This is a genomic window from Porphyromonadaceae bacterium W3.11, assembly GCA_030434245.1.
Classification (GTDB): domain Bacteria; phylum Bacteroidota; class Bacteroidia; order Bacteroidales; family Porphyromonadaceae; genus Porphyromonas_A.
In genome coordinates this window covers 235,665-256,561 of sequence record JAUISX010000004.1, presented here as the reverse complement: position 1 = coordinate 256,561, position 20,897 = coordinate 235,665, and the positions used below count along the sequence as shown (strand labels likewise).

Sequence of the window (20,897 nt, the reverse complement as noted above, 5' to 3'; positions counted from 1 at the left end):
TCTCAAGAGAACAACTTGAAAGCAAGAATAAGGTCCCGATGATGAAGAATAAATTTATCTTTGAATGTTTCATGTCTTAGAAAGTGTACATTGTTCTTATAGTAATCTGAGCACCACGCGCATGAGCATAATATCTAAAACGGTCTGTATATTCTTTGTACAGATTATTCAGGACATTATCACCCAAAAGCATGATCTTAAACTTATTGCCATTGGTAAAATCCGTGCTGGCTTCGAGAGAACAGCCTAGTAGAAAATAAGCTGGTGGTGACTCTGGGACTAAGTCCTTGATCGGATCAAATCGCTTCTGCTTCGTAACATATTTACCCTCTAGACCAAATGAAGCATGCCACTTCTGATTAGCTCCAAAGCTCATGTTGTAATCACCTGATAAGGTGTATTTATCTGATGGCATGAAGGGTAGCCAGTTGTCTTGGGTGATGTTTCGTGCGAATAGCCACTCTCCCTTAGCACTAAGTGTAAGCCCAGTCAAAGGAATGACGGTGGCCACAAGGTCTCCACCCATAAGGCGAACATCATCTTGACCAAAGATAAACTTTGGGTACTTACCACTAGGGTGGATGTGAAAGCGATCCACTCCAGATCCTATACTATCATAGATGTAGTTTGTGATCCGCTGATAAAAGAAACTTGGCTCAATAGAATACCAATCAGTACGATAACGCCCCCCTAAGATAGACTTGTATCCTCGCTCACTTTCCAGATGTGGGTTCCCCACCACCCAATATGTACCGTGATGTAATCCAGAGGCATACAGCTCATTTACATCAGGTGGTCTCCAAGCCCATCCGATATTAAATCGGGCATCAAGGTTATTACTAAACTGATAGTGTGCTGCTACATTACCAGTGAAATTACTATAGACCTTAAAGGCGTTATAGTACTTAAAACTCGAAAGACTAGTGTAGCCATTTACATCAAGACCTCTCATGTCATAACGCATCCCAGCGGAGCAGGTGAGCTTACCAAAGGTCATCTTATGTAGCAGGAAGAACCCTGTCGTAAGAGCAGCAAAGTTCGGGATAAATGCTGGTTGTTTGGTTCCAGGGACATTATAATTGTACTGGTACATCGTAGAAACTCCAGCCTGCGAATTCATCCCATTTCCCCAATTGGCACTCCAAATCGCTTCCGCATTAGTGGTAGAGAGTCTAAGGTCCTGCATCGGAAGCCAGCTAAAACGTTCCACCTTTCTATTTTCAAACTCCTGTCTCAAGTTCTCTTGGTATGACACCCTAAAGAGTAGATTATGCACGTCGGAAATATCCCAATTCACATCGCCCTTAAAGGTCACATGTTGGGTCTGCTGAAATGGTGGTTCTACATGATAGGAAAATGGGCGAATGGTACTCTCTTCTGGACGCCCTCTCTGGAAACGAGCTATCAGCTGATCTATATCGGATAATTTACTCCCATAATAGATCCCACTTCTAGAGTAGTATAAGCTGGCATCAAGATTTACCGTCACCTTATCCCCTTGATAACCTAGAAGCCCAGAGAAACTGATGTTTTTATACCCCGTATTATTCAAGAGATATTCTGCGGTAGAGTAGTCTCCAGCACGCTGATACATGGCGTGAACTCTAGCTCCAAACTTTTTGTACCCAAAGTCTATCGTTCCTGTACCATCATACGCTCTTGAGTTGGTGGAGAATCCAGCATTGACATGCCCTTTGACTTTAAGCTTGTCATAACCATAAGGGAGCTTTGCCTGATTAAGCAGGACCACCCCTCCTACGGCACCATATCCATATCGGATGGACTCCGCACCCTTAATTACCTCAACGATACTAGATACCGTATGGTCAATTTCAGGAGCGTGGTCAATCCCCCAGCTTTGGCTCTCTAGGCGTACTCCGTTATTTACCAAGAGGATACGACTACTGTGCATCCCCTAAATTACAGGCTTTGAGATAGAGTTACCTGAGCTAATACTACTCACACCAGGGACTGTTTCTAATAACTTTGCCAAGGATAGAGAAGTCCCCTTCTCCAACGCCTCGGGCTTTATTACAGCCGTTTGCTGAAGGACAGAGGTGCGTCTTCTTTGGCCAGTGACATTAACCGTTTCCAAGACGTTAACGTCTGGTTTCATCTTAATCGTTAAGGTACTACCGTTCACTGAAAACGAACGGGATTTTATCTCCTTAAATCCTAGGGACTTAACAGAGAGTTCGATTTTGCCAGAACCCTTGTAGGGAACGTTGCAGTAACCATTTTATCTGCAACGAATGCATTGCGACTCACAAATACTACCGCACCTGGGATAGGAAGATTCGTCTCTTCCTCAACGACACGCACACTTAGGCGTTGGGTCGATGTTGACTGGGCAGAGGCTACAAGCGTACAGCCAAAAATCATTACGAGTAGTTGTAGTAGTGTTGCAACAAATGTTTTTTTTAAGAACATGACAATTGTACAATTTATTTACATTAAAAAATTGAGACTAACTGATAGCATCTTCAATCTTCATTGTAAAGCCTATAGAACTCGGTACATTAAGCATATAAATCCTATAGGGTATATTAACCCTCGGAACAATATGCCCATCACAGAAGAACTATAAAAACCAATAACCCAAAATGATGTACCTATAAGTTAGTAGCGAGATGCTACGTAATAGGTAAATCAACGAGCAAAAAGGAGCGGCCTTAATTTTAAATGACGAAGAAAACATATATCTCAACAACCTCCTACTTCTTCAATTCTTATGGGATTTTATTCATTACCTTGTTGCAATATTCAAGGGGATCTTAAATAGTCAAGGAGGTGTATGAGAAATACACTATCTACATTATGTTTCGATGCAAAGGTAAGAACGTCAAGGGGTCTTGACAATACCTAAAGGTAGGTATATTATTAAGATTAATTATGGCTGAAGTGTTAATATTTTTCCTATATGAAACTGATCTTCTTCCTATAGAGAAAAATTATCCTTCCTATAGGACGCCATTCTCCTTGTTATAACCAAAATCTTTTCTGTCATCTAGCGGTTAAATTTGGCAATCTTGGTGATGTATTATCAACGATAATTTAACTATATATCAGAGTCTTACATGCTATATATGCTATTATCGGACACCAATAATATGCTATGTCTTCTGGAGGTCGTCAAGAGTAAGCCTCCTCTTTTTTGTGGGTAGTGTCCCCAAAAGTGTGTACGGCAGAATGCGTCTCTGAAAAGCAAACCTACATATTTTTTCGCTTTGTTTTCCATAAACATTAAAGATAGACCAATAAAGAATTAAGGCAAGGCTGTCGTAGCACCGCGGAGACACCGCCTTGCCGTATTCTTTTAGGTTGATATCTTTGTGTTGGAAAATAAAGCACATTGTTGTTATTTACTTTTCATTGTTCTTCCTAAGTCCAAGAGTTAGATCTCCTATTCTTTTCTTCAGATAGTTTGCATTGATTGCAATACTACCTATCAAGTGTAGAGCGGATTCTACGCTAGGTAATGCACATTTATATCGAGCCCCTTTCTTTACCTGTCTATTGAAGCGTTCTATCCAGTTAGTACTATGAATGTACTTGCGAACACTGACGTCGTATTTTAGGTATGTGAAGTAATACTCTATCCTCTGACCGTTAGCTATTTTTGTGAGAAAAGGATAGCTCTTACGCCATCTGAACGCAAAGTTTTTAAAGCTCTCTAGGCCATCTAAAGGTGAGCTTCTTGAGCCGTCTTTACTAAAGACCTCCTGTAGATCACTTGCGATGGCTGACTTATCTCGAGGGCGTATCTTTCGAGTTATTTCTCGCTGTAGATGCACCGTGCAGAGCTGGACTTCCACTTCTGTAAAGTGCTCACGTGCAACCTCTTCAATGTTATTCAACCCGTCTGAAATGATTAGTCCTACCTCTTCGAGTCCTCGGCTTTTTAGATCCTCAAAAAACTCGCCCCAGATGCCGCTTCCCTCTGTTGGATTATTATAGACACCCACGATGTCTCGACGTCCTTCGCTATCTAAACTCATCACTACAAAAAATGCCTCCTTGCTCACACTTTCTCCTCTCCGTACAGGAAGATATGTAGCATCGATAACAAGTGCCTCTAAAGTCCTCGGTAGACGTCTTTGACGCCACTCTTCTACTGCTTCTTGGGTCGATAAGGAGAGACGATTGATTTGACTCGTACTATAACGTTTACCATACAAACGCTCGAATACTCCAGAGATATCCTCCATCGTATTACCGCAGCTATATAGATAACCTGCTAGTTCTCCCATCTCTTTCTCTTGATCTTTGAGAACGCCTAAAATCAAGGGCATGAAGCCCTGCTGTCGAGTTCGGGGTACTCGTAATTCTAGCATATTACCACTCGCAAAGATGCGACGGGAGCGGTATCCATTGCTCACATCGCCACTATCTTCTTTATACAGTTCCCTCTCCCCTTGCATCGCTATTTCGATGATTAACTCCATTAAACGGCCAACTCCATTTGGCTCTGTCATCACGTTTGATAGAATTTCCTTAAATTGCATTTGTGTAAGTCTCATCTTCTTGTTTATCTTTTGTTTTTAACTTTTCAAAGATAACATTCTTGGGACTTACACACTTTTTGGGGACAGTATCTTTTTGTGGCTCCCCATGCTGTTGGTGTATGCGGTCTCGCAAATATGTGGAAAAAACCACACCATCACGACTAAACGGTGATGGTGTGGTGGGTGTGAATTTCTTTAGTATTTATTTGGTATAATGAACCTGTAATCAAGCCCTCTTGTATCGATTAAGGGGTTACTAATGTGCCTAGCTTCTCCCCACTAAGTAGCTTAGTGAGATTGCCAGGAGTATCCATATCAAATACGACTATAGGGAGGTTATTCTCCATGCACATAGTCGTAGCCGTGAGGTCCATAACCTTTAGGTTCTGGGCTATGATCTCGCTATAGGATATCTCTTCGTACTTAGTAGCCGTTGGATCCTTCTCTGGGTCGGCAGTATATATGCCATCGACTCGAGTCCCTTTGAGCATAACGTCACACTCTAGTTCGATAGCTCTAAGTGAAGAGCCCGTGTCGGTGGTGAAGTATGGATTGCCAGTACCTCCTGCACTAATCACTATCTTACCTGCTTCAAGTGCTTCGATAGCATCCCATTTGTTATAGTGCTTACCTATAGGCATCATGGGTGTTGCGGTGAATACCACTGCTTTCTGTCCAAGGCTTTCTAGTGCTGAGCTCAGTGCTAAACTATTGATAACGGTAGCGAGCATCCCCATTTGATCGCCCTTAACCCTGTCAAAACCCTTTGTAGCACCACTCAGACCACGGAAGATATTTCCCCCACCAATCACAATGGCTATCTGTGTTCCTTCAGCAGCCATCTCCTTTATTTCCGAGGCATACTCATTGAGCCTTTTTGGATCAATGCCGTACCCCATCTCTCCCTGTAGTGATTCGCCACTAAGTTTCAGCAGCACTCTATTATACTTCTTCATACTTTAATATTGCGTTTGATTAATGATCGTGGTACAAATATACCTATTTCGAGGGAAGCAGGACGGAGGTCATACTTCCCTTAACTTTCAAAGATTGAGTAGCCCATAGCTCTAATCTCATGACTACTTTTCTATCGGTTACTTCTTCTATGACAGCCCGTAATTCGAGCCATTCTCCTATGGGAACTGGAGCGAGGAAGTTGATATTAAGATTCGCCGTTACATACCTAAGGATAGGTTGACTACCTAATGATCTACCAAAGTGTCTGTAGCCAGCTGCAGAGGCTGTGCCATTGCCGTGACAGTCCAGGATAGAGGCAATCAATCCACCATACACGTTATCGGGATATCCTCCAGTATAACGCTTGTCTGGTAGAAAGTGAGCAATAGTAGTGTTAGATGTGGGATCATCATTTTGCCAATAACTTTTGAGCTTCAGCCCGTATGCGTTTTCTGTGCCGCATCCATAGCAATGGCTATATGCTTCTGAATAATAATCCTGAAAAGCTTTCATCTTAACTTTCTCTCTTTTTATGTGTTAATACAGCTATTATCCCGATGACAAACGCAAAACCACAGAGGATTAGAAGCTTAGGCAGAATATCAAGGAAGTTAGAGCCCTTGAGATAGATCATTCGGATGATTTGATTGAAGTAGGTTAGGGGGTTGGCATATGCTATCACCTTTGCCCATGACGGCATGGCATTAACTGGTGTAAATAGTCCACTGATGAGGAAGAAGATGAGTAGAAAGAAGATGACGATGAACATGGCCTGCTGTAAGGTCTCACTGTAGTTGGAGATAATCACCCCCATAAAACTCATGACCACTCCAAAGATAAAGGTACTAAATGCGAGTAGTAAGTAGCTGCCTGCTAACGGTAGCCCATGAAATATGTATGTGAAGAGGATGGAGAGAAGAAGCACTACCTGAGTAATCAACCAGTATGGAATAATCTTAGAGAGGATAAATGTACTCCGATGTACTGGCGTTACGTTGATCTGCTGTAAGGTGCCTATCTCTTTCTCCTGAACTATCATGATAGCAGGGAATATGCCACAATACATAGTGATCATAACCACTATGAGTGCTGGGAGCATAAAGAAGCGGTAGTTCAGAGTCTCATTATACTTATACATAGGCTTTATCTCTAGCGGTGAGAGCATAGATATATCTCTCCCTAGTCGCTCACTTAATAGATCTTCGCCAAAGCTTGATACCAACTCATCAATATAGCTCATCGCAATGGAAGCTTGAATCCCATCTATAGAATTGATCATCACTTGTAAGTCAGTATTTTTGCCAGTCGTTATATCCTTGGAGAAAGTCTCGGGTATAACCATGATGGCGAGCGATTTTTGGCTTTCAATATCATCCATCGCGTCCCCAAAAGAAGCCCTTAAGTCGGTAATCTTAAAGTTATTATTTCTCTCCATCTTGCTTATCAGCCTCTGAGAGTACCCTCCACTGTCATTATTAACAATGCTGAGGTGTAGATCCTTGATATCATAAGTGATGGCATAAGGGAAGATAAGCAGTACCATCAGAGTGAAGAATAATAATATTCCCAGGAACACTGCATTTCGTTTGAGCTGAATCAGTTCTTTATGTAAGAGGAAGAGGAGTCCTTTCATATTTATCTAAGCCTTGGACGAATGTTAATAACAGCTAGGATAATCATCCCAATCGCGAGTAGTGTGAGAATTAGGATCTCTTGCCATACACCAGAGAAGGGAAGTCCCTGAATCATCACCTTTCGTATCGCTTCAATGTAATATTGAGCCGGAACAATCTTTGAGACCCATTGTAAAACATTAGGCATGCTGGCAATGGGGAATAGCATGCCCCCTAAGATGATGGTAGGCATCATCATCCCAAATCCAGATATTATGATGGCATCTCTCTGTAACTTTACTAAACTGGATATCGCTAACCCTATAGCCAGTGAGAGGAATATATATATCATCGTGATGAAGATAATCAGAAGCAATGATCCACGAATAGGGACCCCTAGTATGTAGTAGGAAAGCAAAAGGATAGTGGCTAGATTGATGAGGGAGAGGACGAAGTAAGGGACCGCTTTAGCCAAAACCATCACAGTACTATTGGCTGGTGAGGCCATGAGGAGCTCCATATTGCCTCTCTCCTTTTCTCGAGCGATACTGACACTTGTCACAATAGTACAGAGAATGATGAGGACTAGTCCCATCACTCCTGGTACGAAGTTATATGAGGAGTGCATGGTGGGATTGTAGAGCATCCTTGTTTTCACAGAGATTGACATCGGGATCGGAGTATTGGCACTTTTGGTACCTATGTCGTCCTGAATCACCTCACCGATTAAGGCGGAAGCATAGCGAGCTGATATTTTCCCATTATTGGGGTCCATCGCATCCGTCATTATTTGAATCTCGGTAGGGTTCTGTGTACTTATATCTCGTTCGAAGTGTTGGGGGATCACTATTGCGAGATCTATCTTATCCGCTTTCATGAGTTGATCCACTTCGCTTGCATCGTGAGTAACACCCTCGAGTATAAAGTTCTTATTGCTTCTTACCTTTTCTGTAATCTGATGACTATATCTATCTCCAGAGTAGTCAACCACAAGAGTCCTTAGGTTTGTTACATCCATATTTAATGCAAATCCGAAGAGTAACATCTCCACGATGGGCATCAGTATAAGGATCATTAAGGTATATGGATCACGAAGAATGTGAATAAATTCCTTATGCACGAAAGCCTTGAACTGCTTAGCTTTATTGGCTCCCTTGTGCTTGGTTTTATGTGATGTATTCTTACTCATCATTTCCTCGAGAATTATCTTTGGTGACCTCTTTGAAAAGGGTATTCATATCCTGGACCTTATGCTTTTGCTTTAGTTCAGCAGGGGCTCCCATGGTCCTAATCTGTCCATCTACCATGATGGATACCCTATCACAGTATTCGGCTTCGTCCATGTAGTGGGTCGTCACAAAAACGGTGATACCCATGCCGTAGGCGGCATCATAGATGAGTTCCCAAAAACGACGCCGAGTAATGGGGTCAACGCCTCCTGTGGGTTCATCAAGAAATACGATCTCAGGACTGTGAAAAATGGCGATGGAGAAGGCTAACTTTTGTTTCCATCCTAAGGGGAGCTTTTGCACTAGAGTGTTACGGTACTCATAAAAATCGAGACGGTTCAGCAGCTTTTGGCTTTTCTCCTTAATCTCGCTTTTCTGCATGCCATAAATTCCTGCAAATAGCGTAATATTTTCTCTGACTGTAAGATCCTCATAGAGTGAGAATTTTTGGCTCATATAGCCGATGTGCTTTTTGATTTTCTCATTCTCTTTTAGGATGTCACATTCAGCGACAGTTCCATTTCCCGATGTGGGTTTTGATAGACCACAGAGCATCTTCATCGCTGTCGTTTTGCCTGCTCCATTAGCTCCTAGGAAGCCAAAGATCTCACCCTTCTTGACATGAAAGGAGATATTATCTACTGCTACAAAAGAACCAAATTTTTTGGTCAGATCGTGTACATCTATGACTCTTTCTTCCTTCATACTAAGTTATTAGGTTCTGATGATAGTAATAGGAAAGCATCTTCTAAACCTGCTTTGATTGGCCTGATCTCGTACGAACCATTATCGGAGAGCCTATCTAGGTGTTTTTTGAGCTCATCTGTGGTGACGCCCTTTCGCATCGCAACATGAAATGTCTCACCAAAGGCGAAGCTGCTAAGTAGGTCTGGAAGATCCCGTAAGTGATTCAGTAATGAGAGACGATCATCAGCCTTTACTTCAAAGAGGGGGTAGGGGTATTGACTAATAATGTGTTGTGGGGTATCAACCGTGATAAACTGCCCCTCTTGCATGAATGCAATCCTGTGACACTGGATTGCTTCGTCCATATACGGAGTGGATACAATTATGGTGACACCTAGTTCTGATAAGTTATGGAGCATATTCCAGAGGTCCACTCGGCTAATAGGGTCAATGCCGGTAGTCGGTTCGTCCAGGAAGAGAATCTCTGGAGCATGTATCAAGGCACAGCTGAGTGCTAATTTTTGCTTCATTCCACCAGAAAGCGATTTGGCTTTTCGCTTCTTGAACGGCTCTATCTGACTGTAAATATCCTCAATGAGGTGATAGTTTTCCTCCACAGAGGTATCAAATATAGTTGCGAAGAAATTCAGATTCTCTTCAATAGATAGGTCTGGATAGAGTGAGAAGTTCCCAGGCATATATCCAATGATCTTTCTGAGTTCCTTATAGTCCTCATCTGTATCGAAGCCTCCGACAATGGCTTTGCCTCGTTGTGGAAGAAGTAGAGAGCAAAGAATGCGAAAAAGGGTGGTCTTACCGGCACCATCTGGTCCAATGACACCAAAGATTTCTCCCTTATCCACAGAAAAGGAAAGCCCCTCGGGTGAAGTCCCGACACCTACCTTACGCCCCTCTGGAGAGTTGTAAGTAAGGCTCAGTCCATCCGCTATAATCATTTTTTCGCTCATCCCTTTCATCTGATTCGGCGTTATTCTATGACCTCTCCGTACATGCCTATCCTTATGTACCCATCATTCTGAACTTTGACTTTTATAGCGTAAACCAAGTTCGCTCTCTCATCTTCAGTCTGAACGGTCTTAGGGGTGAATTCTGATTTTGACGAAATCCAAGTAACGGTCCCTTCGTACTCTTTCTTTTCCCCATTGACTTCATCTATAGCCACCTTTACCGTCTGACCAAGCTTTATCCTATTCAGTTCGCCCGAAGGTATGTATGCTCTTAGGTACATGTACTCTAAATCAGCTATCCTAAATAGAGGTTGACCCGCTCCCGTCAATTCTCCTTTCCTCGTATAGTTTGCTAAGATGGTCCCGTTAATAGGACTTTTGATGACAGAGCGACTGATGAGGTCCTCAATCTGTGCTACCTGTATATCGATAGAGGAGCCTTGAGCAGAGATCTGAGCACTACTCTTTCCAAGGGTACTTCGGGTCGCTTCCAATTGGCTTTGGATGGATGCGATACCCGTATTAATGTCGTCAAGTTCTTTTTGCGTAGCAGCACCAGCTGCGAGTAATTTCTCTACTCTTGTCTTTTGCTTCTTGAGATCCTCTAGCTGTACTTCCAGAGCAGCCGTCTGACGATTGACATCAGGGCGTGAGGCTGCTACGCCCTCACCAGAGCGTAGGAGTGCTTCTTTTTGGAGATAAAGCTGAGTGGTGTCAATTAATCCCACATGCTCGCCTTCCTCTAAGGTAGTGCCTTCTTCGAGTTCCCATTCAAGTACTTTCCCATCAACCTCGCTAGAGACCAGAATTTCCGTTGCTTCGAAGCTCCCACTCCCAAGGACGTCGCCTTGATCACTATTACAGGAGGATAGGGCTATCAGTAGTAGAGGTATTGTATATGTTATAATTCTTTTTATCATGACTAATTAATAACCTAGTGTCTTAGATATTTTGTATTGTGACTTTAATAGTTGTAATTCGTGTAAGTCTCTTGTTTGTTTTGCCGCATTCATTTCAGAGACCTTTTGGAGGTACTCGATCGTCGAAAGTCGTCCCTCTTCTTCCTGAAGCTTCGCTCGCTCTACGATGCGTTCCCTAAGAGTAATAATCTCCTCGTCCTGAGTAAGCAAATCACGGTATTGGTCCACTTCACTACTTTGCTGGGCTAGGGTTGATTGGATCTCCTTTTCTAGTGCATCTCTTTTCAATTCAAGGATTTGCATAGTCCCGGTTGCCTGCTTCTTCTGGGCACTAAGGGTATAAAGGCTCCCAAAGTTCCAGTTAAGCTGTACTCCATACACGAAATAGGTACTTGGCTCAGGATTGAGCATATTTAGTCCAGGCTTTCCGTATCCACCTCTAGCAAAGAGTGCGATCTTAGGCATTCCTTCAGATAGGTAGGAGTGATATTTAGCCATTGCATGAGTAGCCTTGGCATCCAGAAGCTTATGCTCAGGGCGAAGAGGAGCCAAGCGAGTGCCCTTCATTGGGTCAATAGATGGATAGAGTTGTGGCTCAGGTCTTAACAAATCCACGTCACTCCCTAACTCCATCCCAGTAAATATTGCTAATGAGTTAATCAGAGCAGATTTACTTGATAATAGTTGACTCAGCTTTTGCTCCTCCTTCAAGAGTTCTACCCTGAGCTCGTCAAGCTGATTTTCAGAAGCTACTCCATTCGCTAGAGCACTCTCTACTCTCCCTTGCTGGCGTCGTATTTCCTCTAATAAAATATTCTGTAATTGTTCTTGGGCATCAAGCATCAGGAGCGAAAAGTATATCTCTATCACACTTTCCTCTACTTTACGCATCTCTACATCTACCTCAGCTATCTGAGCCTCTGTAGTAGCAGCTAGCTCATCGCCGAGGGCTTTTACAGTGCCACCGTCCCAGATCAATTGTGTGGCTTGCAAGTAAGCATTGTACTGAAATTTTGGGATTTCAGGAAGGTCTATGCCATCTATCTTAATCGGAGGTGTCCCAGGTATAAGATTGATATCAGGGATGCTGATATCTAAGCTAGTAACGTGACTTTGGTATGAGGCTCTTCCATCTAAAGATATCTGGGGGATGTAGGCATACCAGATCGCTTTCTGTAGTTCTTTGTTGATCGCAGCCGTGACTTCCTTTTGCTCTAAGGTGGGGAAGTTATGGCGAGTAGCCTCTAGGCACTCAGAGAGTGTGATGGACTGTGCATGACTAGATAGAAATATCAATATGCATCCTGTAAGTGATAGGATAATCTTTCTTCTCATTCAATTATTAATCATGTGTTTTTATTTTCTTTCTCTCCATAAAGGAAGCTGTAGGTCATCCCCACAAAGAGGGCTCCTCCCACAATGTTTCCTAGGGTTGATGGGATGAAGTTTTTGGATATGGACTCCCATATACCTACATCTGCCCCTGTCATCATACCCATAGGGATGTAAAACATATTAGCGATGCTGTGTTCATATCCCATCGTAACGAAAGCCATTACAGGCAGCCATATCCCTACTAACCTTCCAAACATCTCATTGGAGCTTAACCCAAGCCATACAGCGAGGCAAACCATCCAGTTGGCTCCGATCCCTTTCAGAAACACTACATGCCATGGCATAGAGGCCTTATACTCAGCGATATGGATAATGGAGCTTCGCCAAGGCTCACTCGCGGTCATGCCTGTTAGATGAAGTAGAAAGTAACAAAAGAAGAGGGCTCCGATGAGGTTCGTGAAATAGACAACTACCCAATTATAGGGGAGGTAGCTCCATGGGATGACGCCTTTTCTTGCCCCCGTAACTAAGTAGGAGGTATTTCCTGTGAATAGTTCTCCACCCACTAAAATAATTAGTATCAGTCCAAGCGGGAAAAAGGCTCCTGCTAAAAACTTGCCCAAGGCAGGTGAGCTTTCTGCTAGACCTGGAATACCATAGCCCATCAGGAGGGATAAGTAACCTCCCATCGCAATGTATATGCCACCTAATATACCTAAGAGTGCTAATTTAATAAATGGGGTGTTATATTTTTTAAGAGACATGGTCTCTGTTATCGTAACGACTTCGCTAGGTGTATTAACCATATTTATTTTAAAACTTTGACTTTCTATATTACGGTAATCAATACAAATATACGATTTTCTATTTAACAGATCTTGTGTGTAGAAGATAGGTCGAGATGTTCGCGTTAATTGTGCGATAGAGAACACGTTAGGGCCTTCATAAATAGTTGGTTCTCTTGTCGCTAGGATGTTTAATGGCATTGATGGAATGGTTTCTAGCCCCATGTAATTAGCAAAATTTGGCTCACAGCGGGTCGGATAATCTTTTGGGCACGTTAGCTCTGATTTTACAAAGGCATGAGAACTCAGAGTCTGAAAAAATTTGTATATTTGCTTAGTGTGTTCTATTGGCTCCAGAAGCTGGAGGTGATAGACTTATCGTAGATATGATTTTGAGAACCATTTTATTGTAAATTCAATATGAGTAAACTTGTTTCGAACCTTACTCCAAATGTTTTCTTTGTGACCAAGGGAAGTGGAGAATCTGATTTAGAGCTTCATGCAGGCTCATACCACATGGCACTATATGATGCTGGAATTAGTGACTATAATATTATGGTCTACTCTTCTATCCTACCAAAGACTGCTCGCCTTGTAACCATGGATGAGATCGACTTGCCACCATTTGGTTCAGAGATGAAGACGATCATGTCTGTGTCTCATGGTACTCAAGATGAGTTTGTATCTGCAGGTATTGTATATGCATGGATGTATGCAGATGAAAACTTTGATGAAAAAGTTGGAGGTCTAGTCTGCGAAGTTAGCGGTCGATATCGTATTGAGGAGCTAGAGGCTCGTCTGCAAAGAGTGATTGTGGATTTGTATGAAAAGACCTATTCGCAGTATTATCTAGGTGAACTTAATTTTGTTACCGAAGGTATCACTATAGAGAAACGCTATGGAACTGCATTGGTAGGGCTCTGTTTTATGGATTTTATTCAGTCTGACTCCAACATCGAAGAGTAAGATATAATATATAGATAAACTTAAACGGCGACCATCCTGTGAATCTCACAGGATGGTCGCCGTTTAATGTCGTCATAATGCTAGCTTACTTCATATCCCTTAGCTGTCATTGAATATCTCTCTCTTCTGCTTTATCGCTTCCACCCTTAATTGATAAAGAGTGGATAATTACTCGCAATAAGTCATCCAACTAAAGATAAGATTTGATGAAGATTTTGAAATCATCAAGAAATAAGATCTCAATAAATATTATTTGTCTAATTTTGAGGCCTCATTATGGTTGACACTTTTCGGCGATTGGATTACTATGTTTTTGGGGTGGGAAACATTAGTAGATAAGATCGTTATTAAGTGTCCTGTAGGAGATTGATTTTTTGTTTTATTTAATGATAGAGGATATGTATTATTTTACTAAAAGTCATCAAAGCCGTTATTATGTTCTGTTGCTTTTATTTTCATTATTGCTTGGTTGTTCATCAGAGCATAAAAAAGAGGTGATCTCAAATGAGGTCTTTACTCAGGAGGCTTTTAAAGCAACGATGATCCCCAAGCTCAAAAAAGAGGGAAAGGTCTATAAAAAATATAGAACTGTCTTAGCAAGAAAAGCTATCCCAGGGGAAAAGGTCGTGACTATTACGTCCGATGGTATCGAAACGGTCAATATTGCTAAAGAAGGAGATTATGTTGTAAAAAATCAAACAGATGCCGAAGAGATGTACATAATGGATGCCCAAAAATTTGAAAAAAGGTATGACTTTATCAAGACGGCCGAGGTTGGTTTTTCTTTATATAGTCCTATTGGAAAGATTGTAGGAATAGAGCTGGACGATAAATTGATAAAAGAGCTAAGGCATGGTAATGAGTTTAGATTCATTGCCCCATGGGGTGAAGAGATGGTCGCAAAGAAAGGGGATTATCTTGTTTCGCCATTAGAATATGATGAGGTTTATAGAATAGCTCGGAAAGAATTTTTTGAGACTTACAAGTTAGACTTATAAGAGGATTGATAAGAGTATCTGCGTACTCACCACTAGAGTGGATTTCTCTAATGACAGTGATAGTGTGGTGGCTGAAGAGATGATGAGCTTGGACGCCACCCTTTATAAGAAAATATTTGCAAGGTTTTATACTGTGAAGTAATAAAATCTTGCAAATATTCTAAGGTTTAAAGTTATTAAAATGCTGTTTGCTAGAGATATTGCTGTGAATTTCACTCAGCGATATCTGTAGAAGTATTTCGGGGTAGTTATTTATCCTATAACCATCTTGTCCACGTAGTTCGAGTTCATCAGCCTCAACGTACTCATATAGTTAAGCGAGATGACAATTTTGTCTCCAGATTTATATCCTTTAGGGTTGGTTCCTAAGTCTAATACCATCATATCAGAAGTCACGCCAGACACCTTAATATTTGGATCCACGAATGAGATTTGATTCACATCCACATCCAATATCCCGACATCAATAATCCCCCTGATGCTTTCTTTTCCCAAAAGAGATTCATCTACCTCAAAAGATTCGCCCTCTAGGTTTGTTCCAAACTCACCATTGGGTGACATCGGCTTCTTAGAAACTTCTAAGAGATTTGCATAAAGTTGGAATACTGTATGCTCCATCTCCTCAAGGAGTTCTCCTGTGTACACGTTTGTGCCAAAGAAGAGCGTTTCGCCCACTCTAAAGTGATTAATCCCCTTCGGTAAGCTTCCATTGAGAAGTAAGGGAATGGACACTGAGCTACCACCTGAGATATACTTTAGTGACTTATTGAATGTAGCCTCAAGTAGCTGTGAGTATAAGACTAACTGAATGAGCTTATCAGGAGTAGGTAATACCCCATATAGACAGGATAAATTAGCGGCTAATCCAATAACCTCTATATTATCCATTTCAAAAACATGACGATAGAAAGTAATTAATTCCTCTCCCATCACGCCCTCACGGAGTTCGCCTAACTCTAAGGCTATAAGGACCTTGTGTACCTTATTTTGCCTCTTTGCTTCCTGCGAGAGCAATTTAATTGTTCGCTCCTCCGTATTTAGACTACAATCGGCATATTTAACAATGTCTGGTATGATGTCAGCTGCAGGAGGTTTGATATAGCAGGTTCGGGCTTTAGGTTGTAATTCCTTGATATACTTAAGATTACTTATTCTGGAGTCGCAAAACTGCTCCACCCCGATCTTCAGTAGCTCTTTGAGAAATAGCTTGTTGCCACATAATAGCTTAGAGACGACAGCCCATTCTATATGTTTCTCTTGAAACTGCTTCTCTAGATAATTAAAATTGTGCTTGAGCCTATTTCGGTCAAGTGTTATTACTGCCATGGTATCCCTTTCTTTTATTTTTCATCAGTGTGTGTATATCTCATTTCGAGATATTTGTTGGTAAAGCCCATTCTTTCATAAAGATTCTTAGCCGGGTTATCAGGTTCCACATGAAGTGCAATACCGCCATTCGTTTTCTTGATAATTTCTTGAATGATACTTTTCCCGAGTCCTGCTCCTCGTTTACTTTCATCTACAGCAATATAAACTAGGATGTATGAAGGGATATATCCGTTCATTCCAGTGGCGATTACGACCGTCGCACCTACGATGTCATCATCCTCCCGTAGGATTCCTATAAATCCACCAAAGGAAGGTACTTTTTTTAGCGCATAATCGATGGCTTTTTGGATTTCCTCTGCATTATCTCTAAAACGTCCAAGTGCTGTATAGAGAAATTTTACTACCCTTTCTTGTTCTTTGGTACTTAGTTTTTCTTCTGCGTCGTACCAGCAGAATTTGTATTTATTATTGTCTTCCATTATAACAAAGATAAAGAAAGCCACTAAACTTTTTCAAAAGTCTAGTGGCTTTTTAGCTTTTAATTGTTTTTATTATAGTAGTTTTTCAATTGCCTCAACGATTGAAGCTTTGCTTTGAGCACCAACCTTACGCTCTACAACCTCGCCATTCTTAATAAAGAGAATGGTTGGGATATTACGCACACCATACTCAACTGATGTATCATTATTCTCATCAACGTTAAGCTTGCCGATCTTCACACGTCCCTCATACTCTCCAGCGAGTTCTTCAATGATAGGAGTGATCATACGACAAGGACCACACCAAGGAGCCCAAAAATCAATCACCATTGGAAGGTCTTTACCCATCTCTTCTTTGACGTTCGCGTCTGTAAATTCAAATGCCATAATTATTCTAATTTATAAGTTATTAATATATATCTATTTTCTTCTAATATCCAAACAAGTAAAAGTTGAGTTTAGTTCACTACTGTATCTCAAATTTCACGCCATTCTCCTCAAAGATAGATAATTTTTCGAGTAATCTGATAGGAATGGACACATTTTGTAACCTAGCCGAGTCCATATTCAAGTGAACCCTTGATTTTGGATCATATATTGTAAATATGATATCCACCTTGCCTGGTGGTAATTCTAAAAGATCTGGGACGATCTCATTATAAAACTCCTCTGTCACGCTCCATTCCGGTAGTGTAATTCTGAGCTCTTTCGTGAGTGTCTCATGCATCTCATTCAATAATGATATTGATCTGATCTTTAGGTACACCCGATCTCTGCTGTAGCCCATCTCTGCATCTGCTGTTACGTATAGAAATAATCCTTCCTTTCCATAATGTGAAAACTTCGGGAATTGCTCACCGAAAAGAGCTAGCTCACCCTCTCCGTTGTAGTCCTGAATCTTAATGAATCCCGCAGGGTGACCTTTCCTCGTCGTCATCTCTCTGTATCCAGTCACGATGCCGCCGAAAGTTACTTCTTTGCCGGCAAATTCCATCATATTTCCTGATAGATCAGAACACCGCATGTTACACTTGTACTTTAAGGCTATGCCATACGGATCAAGTGGAGATGCTGTGAGATAAAATCCCAGTAGCTCCTTTTCTTTATTCAGTCGCTCTATATCACTCCACGGCTCGCCCTTGACGTCCAAGGTAGGCTTTGCCATTGCTTGAAACTCTTCAACCCCAAATAGCGAATTCTGAGCCTGAGCCTTCTCAGCTTGACTCCGCTGTGCAAAGCGGATTAGTCTGTCTAAGAAAGTCTCATCTTTATGCTCACTTGTAGCGAAGAAGTCTTCTCTCTTGAATGAGTCAAATGAGTCGAATCCCCCACTTAGTACCAATGCTTCGCAGACTTTCTTGGTGGCTATTCGACTGTCAGTCCTTTCAAAGAAATCGTATATATCCATAAAAGGACCATTCTTTTCACGCTCTTCTACGATGCCATTTGCAGCGGTCTTACTAAAGCCTTTGATCGCACCAAGTCCAAAGCGGATATCCCCCTGATCATTAACTGAGAAGTAATACTCCGACTCATTAACATCTGGATTATAAACCTGGATGCCCATCTTCTTACTTTCATCAATATATTTCGTGATCTCAGTAATGTTATTGACATTTCGGCTCATTACACCAGCCATGAATTCAGCCGTGTAATTGGCTTTAAGATAAGCTGTTTGATAGGCTACCCAAGCATAACAAGCTGCGTGACTCTTGTTGAAAGCGTATGAAGCAAACTTGACCCAGTCGTTCCATATTTTCTCTAGCATCTCCTCAGGGTGACCATTTGACTGACCACCAGCCATGAATTTATCCTTAAGAGCATTCATCTGCTCTATCAGTTTTTTTCCCATGGCTTTACGGAGAGAGTCAGATTCCCCGCGAGTAAAGTTGGCAATCTTACGGGATAAGAGCATCACCTGCTCTTGATACACCGTGATACCGTAGGTCTCTTTGAGGTACTCCTCCATTACATCCAAGTCATAGTGGATTGGCTCCTTACCATGCTTACGGGCAATGAATGAAGGAATGTTATCCATTGGTCCTGGGCGGTAAAGAGCAACCATAGCGATTAGGTCTTCGAACTTACTTGGCTGTAACTGGATTAGTGACTTCTGCATTCCTGGAGATTCAAACTGGAATACTGCACTAGTCTTACCCTCGCAGAATAGTTGATAAGTTTTAGGATCATCCAAGGGCACAGAATTGATATCAAGGTCTATCCCGTGGCGTTTCTTTATGTTATTCAACGTAGCTCGGATAATAGAGAGCGTCTTGAGTCCAAGGAAGTCCATCTTGATCAGCCCTGTAGATTCTATCACACTGCCCTCGTATTGAGTCACTAGGATATCCTCTCCACTATCACTATCCCTTGTGACCCATGTCGGTACTACGTCGTCTATCGCACTCCTTCCGATAATGATACCACACGCATGTACGCCTGTATTCCTCACGGTCCCTTCTAGCTGTTTCGCATACTCTAGGACATCATGTTTGAGTGGGTCATTACCATAGTATATATCTCTCAGCTCAGGAATCTGCTCTAGGGCATTTTTGATATTAACCTTGCCACCCTCAGGCAGTTTGTCAGGGATGAGCTTCGTTAGCATATTGGTTTCATTGAGAGGAAGGCCTAAGACCCTACCAACATCCTTGATGGCACTCTTTGAAGCCATTGTTCCATAGGTCACAATGTGTGCCACGTTGTCAGCTCCATAATGTTCGGTCACCCAACGTAATATATCCTGACGACCATCATCATCGAAGTCGATATCAATATCGGGTAGGGAGATACGGTCAGGATTAAGAAAACGCTCGAAGAGGAGGTCATATTTCAGAGGGTCTAGGTCTGTGATCCCCAGGCAGTAAGATACTAATGATCCTGCTGCAGATCCACGTCCTGGACCGACTGCCACGCCTAGCTTTCTTGCCATGCCTATAAAATCCTGAACGATCAGAAAATAACCCGGGAAACCCATTTTCTTGATGGTATCAAGCTCGTAGTCTAAGCGTGTTGTTACCTCCTCGCTTAACTCCCCGTCGAATCGCTTCTTTGCCCCCTCATACGAAAGGTGTTTTAGGTATTCATCTGCATCAGTAAAGCCCTCTGGGATTGGGAAGTTAGGCATTAGAGGCGGGTTCTCTATCGAATACTCCTCTACTTTGTCTAAAATTTCTATCGTATTTGATAACGCTTCAGGAATATCACTAAAGAGTTCATTCATCTCTGCTGTACTCTTCAACCACTCCTGCTTTGTGTAGGTCATCCGATTGGGATCATCGAAGTTTTTATTGGTGCTGACGCAAATAAGCCTATCATGAGCCTCACCATCTTCCTCCCGAACGAAATGGACGTCATTTGTAGCGACCACTTTCACCCCCGTCTCTTTTGCCAATTCTAAGATGACCTTATTGACCTCAACCTGATGCAAGTAAGTTTCCGTATTCCCCCTTGGTTTATCAGTCTTATGACGCTGGAGTTCCAGATAGTAATCCTCTCCGAAGAGTTCCTTATGCCAAAGGATCGTTTGCTTAGCTTGCTCCCTCTGCCCTTTCATGATAAGCTGAGGAACTTCACCTCCAAGGCAAGCACTAAGTACTATTAAGCCTTCGTGATACTTCTCTAAGAGTTCCTTGTCTATCCTAGGGCGATAATACATCCCATCCTTATACGATTGGCTGACCATCTTAATAAGGTTTTTATACCCCTTAAGGTTTTTTGCTAGCACGATGAGATGATAACCACTTCTATCTTGAGTGGTCTCTTTTTTGAGGCGTCCTCTGGCGGCTACATAGCACTCACAGCCTATGATTGTCTTGAACTTCCATTCTTCCCACTTCTTCTTCTCCGCCTCTAGTGCTGGCTTTTCAGCCTCAGAAGCTTTGGCCAGTTCCTTCTCAAGAGCCTTCAGCTTCTTACCTTTCATTTTTCCTGGAGCATCAGTAAAGTTCTTGATCCCAAACATCGCACCATGGTCTGTTAATGCTAGTCCAGGCATCCCATCAGCCATCGCTGTTTTTATCAAGCCTTCAATTGATGATTGTCCATCCAATACTGAATAGTAGGAATGGACATGTAAGTGTACAAATGGTTGCATTAAATCTCGTATCCTTTCGTTTTCTATATG

Annotated in this window: 15 protein-coding genes and 2 pseudogenes; 2 read left to right on the top strand and 15 right to left on the bottom strand. The window is 42.0% G+C overall.

Annotated features, from left to right (window positions below):
* Positions 1 to 76: 76 nt before the first annotated feature.
* The 11 genes and pseudogenes from QYZ87_07690 to QYZ87_07640 form a co-directional block, all read right to left on the bottom strand.
* A pseudogene (locus QYZ87_07690) lies at positions 77 to 2,382 on the bottom strand (TonB-dependent receptor).
* Positions 2,383 to 3,362: 980 nt separating this feature from the next.
* Entirely contained in the window at positions 3,363 to 4,505 is a 1,143-nt protein-coding gene (locus tag QYZ87_07685) for an IS256 family transposase (GenBank protein MDN4754407.1), read from the bottom strand.
* Between the two features lie 245 nt (positions 4,506 to 4,750).
* The gene (pyrH, locus tag QYZ87_07680) at positions 4,751 to 5,461 is read right to left on the bottom strand and encodes a UMP kinase (GenBank protein MDN4754406.1); all 711 of its coding nucleotides are present in this window, start codon (positions 5,459 to 5,461) and stop codon (positions 4,751 to 4,753) included.
* A 43-nt stretch (positions 5,462 to 5,504) separates the two neighbouring features.
* Positions 5,505 to 5,975 (bottom strand): hotdog domain-containing protein, encoded by a 471-nt coding sequence (locus QYZ87_07675; GenBank protein ID MDN4754405.1) that lies wholly within the window; start codon positions 5,973 to 5,975, stop codon positions 5,505 to 5,507.
* A gap of 1 nt (position 5,976) precedes the next feature.
* Positions 5,977 to 7,095: an ABC transporter permease gene (locus QYZ87_07670; GenBank protein MDN4754404.1), complete on the bottom strand. Its 1,119-nt coding sequence runs from the start codon at positions 7,093 to 7,095 to the stop codon at positions 5,977 to 5,979.
* Positions 7,096 to 7,097: 2 nt separating this feature from the next.
* On the bottom strand, positions 7,098 to 8,267 hold the full coding sequence (locus QYZ87_07665) for an ABC transporter permease (protein MDN4754403.1): 1,170 nt from the start codon (positions 8,265 to 8,267) through the stop codon (positions 7,098 to 7,100).
* Positions 8,257 to 9,000: pseudogene (locus tag QYZ87_07660) on the bottom strand (ABC transporter ATP-binding protein). Before QYZ87_07660 ends, QYZ87_07665 begins: the two are co-directional and overlap by 11 nt.
* 5 nt (positions 9,001 to 9,005) lie before the next feature.
* Positions 9,006 to 9,959, bottom strand: coding sequence for an ABC transporter ATP-binding protein (locus QYZ87_07655; protein MDN4754402.1), 954 nt, complete (start codon positions 9,957 to 9,959; stop codon positions 9,006 to 9,008).
* 20 nt (positions 9,960 to 9,979) lie between these two features.
* Positions 9,980 to 10,879 carry an HlyD family efflux transporter periplasmic adaptor subunit gene (locus QYZ87_07650; GenBank protein MDN4754401.1) on the bottom strand — a complete coding sequence of 300 codons (900 nt, stop codon included), beginning with the start codon at positions 10,877 to 10,879 and terminating at the stop codon, positions 9,980 to 9,982.
* 6 nt (positions 10,880 to 10,885) lie between these two features.
* Positions 10,886 to 12,214, bottom strand: a complete 1,329-nt coding sequence (locus QYZ87_07645) for a TolC family protein (GenBank protein MDN4754400.1) — start codon at positions 12,212 to 12,214, stop codon at positions 10,886 to 10,888.
* 11 nt (positions 12,215 to 12,225) lie between these two features.
* Positions 12,226 to 13,020 (bottom strand): formate/nitrite transporter family protein, encoded by a 795-nt coding sequence (locus tag QYZ87_07640; GenBank protein MDN4754399.1) that lies wholly within the window; start codon positions 13,018 to 13,020, stop codon positions 12,226 to 12,228.
* Between the two features lie 399 nt (positions 13,021 to 13,419).
* Between QYZ87_07640 and QYZ87_07635 the strand changes: the two genes are divergently transcribed.
* Positions 13,420 to 13,965 carry a pyruvoyl-dependent arginine decarboxylase gene (locus tag QYZ87_07635; GenBank protein ID MDN4754398.1) on the top strand — a complete coding sequence of 182 codons (546 nt, stop codon included), beginning with the start codon at positions 13,420 to 13,422 and terminating at the stop codon, positions 13,963 to 13,965.
* 494 nt (positions 13,966 to 14,459) lie between these two features.
* Positions 14,460 to 14,963, top strand: coding sequence for a hypothetical protein (locus QYZ87_07630; GenBank protein MDN4754397.1), 504 nt, complete (start codon positions 14,460 to 14,462; stop codon positions 14,961 to 14,963).
* Between the two features lie 252 nt (positions 14,964 to 15,215).
* Here QYZ87_07630 and QYZ87_07625 read toward each other — a convergent pair whose 3' ends face one another.
* The 4 genes from QYZ87_07625 to dnaE form a co-directional block, all read right to left on the bottom strand.
* Entirely contained in the window at positions 15,216 to 16,289 is a 1,074-nt protein-coding gene (locus QYZ87_07625; protein MDN4754396.1) for an alanine racemase, read from the bottom strand.
* A 14-nt stretch (positions 16,290 to 16,303) separates the two neighbouring features.
* Positions 16,304 to 16,771 (bottom strand): GNAT family N-acetyltransferase, encoded by a 468-nt coding sequence (locus QYZ87_07620; GenBank protein MDN4754395.1) that lies wholly within the window; start codon positions 16,769 to 16,771, stop codon positions 16,304 to 16,306.
* 72 nt (positions 16,772 to 16,843) lie between these two features.
* The gene (gene trxA, locus QYZ87_07615) at positions 16,844 to 17,158 is read right to left on the bottom strand and encodes a thioredoxin (protein ID MDN4754394.1); all 315 of its coding nucleotides are present in this window, start codon (positions 17,156 to 17,158) and stop codon (positions 16,844 to 16,846) included.
* Between the two features lie 79 nt (positions 17,159 to 17,237).
* The gene (gene dnaE, locus QYZ87_07610; protein MDN4754393.1) at positions 17,238 to 20,867 is read right to left on the bottom strand and encodes a DNA polymerase III subunit alpha; all 3,630 of its coding nucleotides are present in this window, start codon (positions 20,865 to 20,867) and stop codon (positions 17,238 to 17,240) included.
* Positions 20,868 to 20,897: the final 30 nt, after the last annotated feature.